Source organism: Endozoicomonas ascidiicola, from assembly GCF_001646945.1.
In the GTDB taxonomy this organism is placed as follows: Bacteria; Pseudomonadota; Gammaproteobacteria; order Pseudomonadales; family Endozoicomonadaceae; genus Endozoicomonas; species Endozoicomonas ascidiicola.
The window spans coordinates 341,041-345,492 of record NZ_LUTV01000006.1 but is presented as its reverse complement, the minus strand read 5'-3'; the positions used below and the strand labels follow the sequence as shown (position 1 = coordinate 345,492).

At 46.6% G+C, this 4,452-nt stretch carries 4 protein-coding genes; all 4 read left to right on the top strand.

Going from position 1 to position 4,452, the window contains the following annotated elements; genetic code table 11:
- The first annotated feature begins 112 nt into the window (after window positions 1-112).
- Window positions 113-499, top strand: coding sequence for an ISAs1 family transposase (locus tag AKL11_RS18455; protein ID WP_095210511.1), 387 nt, complete (start codon window positions 113-115; stop codon window positions 497-499).
- Window positions 468-719 carry a hypothetical protein gene (locus tag AKL11_RS18450; RefSeq protein WP_067520232.1) on the top strand — a complete coding sequence of 84 codons (252 nt, stop codon included), beginning with the start codon at window positions 468-470 and terminating at the stop codon, window positions 717-719. Before AKL11_RS18455 ends, AKL11_RS18450 begins: the two co-directional genes overlap by 32 nt.
- An 887-nt stretch (window positions 720-1,606) precedes the next feature.
- Window positions 1,607-2,854: a group II intron reverse transcriptase/maturase gene (gene ltrA, locus AKL11_RS18440; protein ID WP_067520227.1), complete on the top strand. Its 1,248-nt coding sequence runs from the start codon at window positions 1,607-1,609 to the stop codon at window positions 2,852-2,854.
- 665 nt (window positions 2,855-3,519) lie between these two features.
- Window positions 3,520-4,452, top strand: a 933-nt coding sequence (locus tag AKL11_RS25710; protein WP_172807325.1) for a tetratricopeptide repeat protein, incomplete at its 3' end; no start/stop codon positions are given.

Genomic DNA, 4,452 nt, shown 5'->3' with positions numbered 1-4,452 from the left:
GGAACTCTACATATAACGAATAAGCATTAAGAAACTTCGATGGTTATATGGGCTCTTGAAGCCTTTGATACCAAGGCGAAAGGTACTTTCCGGCTAAGCACTAAGTAAACACATTCCTTTGCCTTATGGCACACCCTCTCACCATACATTTCGCCGGGTGTTCGCCCGACTTGATCCAGATGAGTTTCGCGAATGTTTTATCAAGTGGGTTGGCCTGATTGCAGAACGCACCACCGGTGAAGTGATTGCCATTGATGGTAAAACTCTGCGTCGCTCTTATGACAAACAAGACGACAAAGCCGCTATACACATGGTTAATGCTTGGGGAAGCAGCACTGGTATGGTGTTGGGGCAATTAAAGACATCCGCTAAATCCAATGAGATAACCGCCATCCCCGCGCTTCTGGATGTTCTCGAAATCAGTGGTTGCATCGTTACTATCGACGCAATGGGTTGCCAGAAGGAAATTGCCAAAAAAATCCGCGCAGGCGGTTGCTGATTATTTGTTGGCTGTAAAAGGTAACCAGCCAACACTCTACGACGATATCAAGTTGTTTTTGAACGATCTAACGTCAAGAGACACTTTGCCAGAACATGTCGATTACAACGAAACTCTTGAAAAAGGGCATGGGAGAATCGAAATCCGTCGCTGCTGGGTTAGTTCAAGACTGGACTGGCTTGTGCAGAAAAAAGACTGGGTGAGTGCTCAGCCTGAATAATGTAACTCCTTGGAAAGTCACGTTACTCAAGGGATCAAGCATTTTATGTGCTTTATATAGGCACATCTCATCAGTAGAACCAGCAGTATTTATGCCCCTTAGGCAAGCAAGACTTCGCGCACATAATTCATACATCAATCAGGCGGAGCACCCGACTGGGTAGACTTATCGATGCTCGGGGTCGTAGAAAGTGAGCGGCATGAAGGTGACAAGATCACGATAGAGCGTCGGTATTTTATCGCTAGCCACCTGTGCAGTGCCATGAAATTCATGGAGTCTGTACGTGCTCACTGGTCGGTGGAGAGTGTGCCGCAGGTACACAAATTGGCTGCATAAGGATAAGCAGCTGAGTTGTGAAAAGCTCACGGAGAGATGGTGGTAGACCCACCGGAGTCTGTTGTCGGAAACCGGCTCCAAACCGCCTCAAGCTGCTGGTGTAAAGAGCATTGGTAGTGAGCGTTGAGGAAACGGCAACCCATGAGGTTGTCAGGTGTGATACAGAGAGGTGAGTTAAGGCGAACCTATGTGGACGCGTCGTAATCCAGAGACTGACATCAAAACCGGGGGCGTTTCTATCTCCCGGGATCAGTTTGCAAGTGAATTCCGAATGCTGTGCAAGCGGTGTCCGGCGTATAGTGGGCACGACTCTGTATTGGGCTTTACGTGGGAACTGCGGGAACCTGTCATCACGATGTTTAAGGGAGAAGTACAAGTCACTGAATTGATGAGTATGAGAGTACCGATACCCTAAAGGGCACAAGTGCGTGATACAGGGGCGGAGCTGCCCGTAGTAGCGAGGATGTGCCTGTAATGGGTACGGAGCAAAGGGGCAGCGTCAGGCTGCTTTTGGTTGGCATACAACTGTCGTTGACAGGAGGAGATGCCGAGTGAAAGCGAAGCCATTTACCATTGATAAATGGAAGGTGCGAAGGGCTTTCGAGTTGGTGAAAGCCAACAAGGGAGCCGCAGGTGTTGATGATCAGTCATTGGYTGACTATGAAACAAACTTGAAGGATAACCTTTATAAACTCTGGAACCGGATGTCGTCTGGCAGTTATTTTCCATCGCCAGTGAARGCGGTCGCGATACCAAAGAAGTCGGGAGGTGAACGTATTCTGGGTATACCAACGGTTGAAGACCGTATTGCTCAGATGGTGGTGAAACTGGAGTTTGAACCTCAGGTTGAACCCTATTTCCTTCCTCATTCCTATGGTTACAGACCAAGCAGGTCGGCATTAGATGCAATAGGAGTAACACGGAGACGCTGCTGGGAATACGACTGGGTTCTGGAATTTGATATCAAAGGTCTGTTTGACAACATTCCTCATCATCTGTTGATGACGGCAGTTCGTAAGCATACCAGTAACCCGTGGGTGATACTGTATATTGAGCGCTGGCTGACAGCGCCGTTACAGCAAGCGGATGGTGAATTAACTGAGAGAATCAAGGGCACTCCTCAGGGAGGTGTTATCAGTCCGGTTCTCAGTAATCTGTTCCTGCATTATGTATTTGATAAATGGATGCAGAAACACCACCCGAATATCCCGTGGTGCAGGTACGCTGATGACGGCTTGGCACATTGCAAGAGTGAGGCTCAGGCGAAAACATTACTGGAGCTGCTTGAGAAGAGGTTCAGGCAATGTGGGCTTGAGCTTCACCCTCAGAAGACCAAGATCGTGTACTGTAAAGATGGTCAGCGGAAGGGGGTATATGAAAACACGACATTTGACTTTCTGGGTTACACCTTCAGGCGAAGGCTTTGCAAAAACCGTAAGCATAACAGTCTCTTTGTGAGCTTTACGCCAGCGGTCAGCAAGGTAAATCAAAAAGCCATGCGACGCAAAATTCGCAAGATGTGTATCAGAATGCGAACGGATTTGAACATAGCGCAATTGGCGGGTTGGTTGAACCCTATGTTGTCAGGTTGGCTGGCGTACTATGGGCGATATTATCGATCGGCATTGTATAGCGTGTTCAGGCACCTGAATAAAGCACTGGTAAGATGGGCAAGGCGGAAATTTAAGCCTCTGCGTCATCGAAAGACAAGAGCGATGAAATTTCTGGAAGAGATTTCAAAGCGTTGTCCCCGTTTATTTGCTCATTGGAGAGCAGGAATGGTAGGTGGTTTTGCCTGATGGGAGCCGTATGAGCTGAGAGGTTCACGTACGTGTCTGCGAGAGGCTGAGGGGGAGGTTCCCTCGGTCTACTCACCATAGTCTGCACTGGTGTCTTGATATAGGATTTCGTGAGGATGAATCACGAATTCGTAAAGATCATGGCCCGGAAAACATGGCTATTTTTCGACAGATGTCATTGAACATGCTCAAACAGGAAAAGACAGAGAAAGTAGGAATCTATACCAAAAGGCTTTTGGCGTCTGCCAGTGATGCTTATTTAGAACTGCTTTTGTCTGGGCAAATTTGACTTCTGGTCAAATGAGATTGCCCTGTCCTACGAAGTTGCACTTGCCTTAAGCTAGTGGTTATCATCGGTGAACTAATTCAGCTCCAGAACCGATGCTGATTTATCCACAGAGGACTTTCACTCCATTAGTTCATACCATGCCGAGCGTACCAAGACCCTTCCGAGTAGCAGGTATTCAGTTTATGGCTATCCTCTTCTATGTTTTGAACATTTGCTCCCGGTGAATTTAACTCCAGCAGATATTCGTCAAGCCTGATATATCGGAGGCTCTAACTTTCCCATCCCCATCTTCGATACCATTGTATTGAACTAATAGAGTCAGAGATTGTCACTATATGTAATGACCACTGCAAATTATTATTGGTATTTATAATATATGGAATCTCGCTCCCCTTACTGGCCTCCCCGTCAACCTCAAACCTCCTCCTTTAATGATCAGTACGTAGAAAAACATCGGCTATCTTATGCTCAGGTCGTTAAGAAACCCACGAGAATCATACAACAATCACAACAATCACAACAATCACAACAATCACAACAATCACAAGGACAACCAGCCCCTATCCCCTATTCCTTTGATTATCAGTCCGCAGAAAAACATCGACCATCTTATGCTCTGGCGGTTAAGAAACAGGTGGGAATCATACAGCACTCACAAGAACAGCCAGCCCCTCGGCCCTATTTGTCGAAGGCAAACCATGACCGTCCCGACCACAAATTGTATCAAGGGTTTCAAGCAGTGTCCTGTCGAAACATATCCAATGTTAAGTCAGGAAGATGTTATCTACAACAAGGTGATCAACAGCATATCAAGGCGGGGTTTAAATCCTTAAAACAGGATCCAAAACAAGCTCTCAACATCTCAGAAGAGATATTGACTCAGGGTGCCAATCTTTCTCTTTCTGACACTCAACAGGCATACCAGTTAAAAATGAGAGCACTCTTTCGGTTAAGACGCATTGATGCTTGTCTGAATATATTTGAAACATTGAAGCAGCACAAAATTCCATTAAATAACGGATTATTGATGACAAAAGGCAGAGCGCTTCAGGCTAAGTTCAGATTCACGGAAGCACTTCCTGTTTTTCAAAAGCTTTATAAAAACTCAACAAAGGAAAACGAAAAAAAAGTTAATGGACTGGCCCTTGGTCGGCAATACCAGGATATGGGACATCATCAAAAGGCGCTGACGATCTTTAGGGAGCTGCGCACCGTCCACTCCGGGCATGAAGACAAGCCCTGTAACGACAAGGACATAGAGCTAAGCCTTGGCCGGCTATACCAGGACATGGGACAGCTTCAGAAGGCG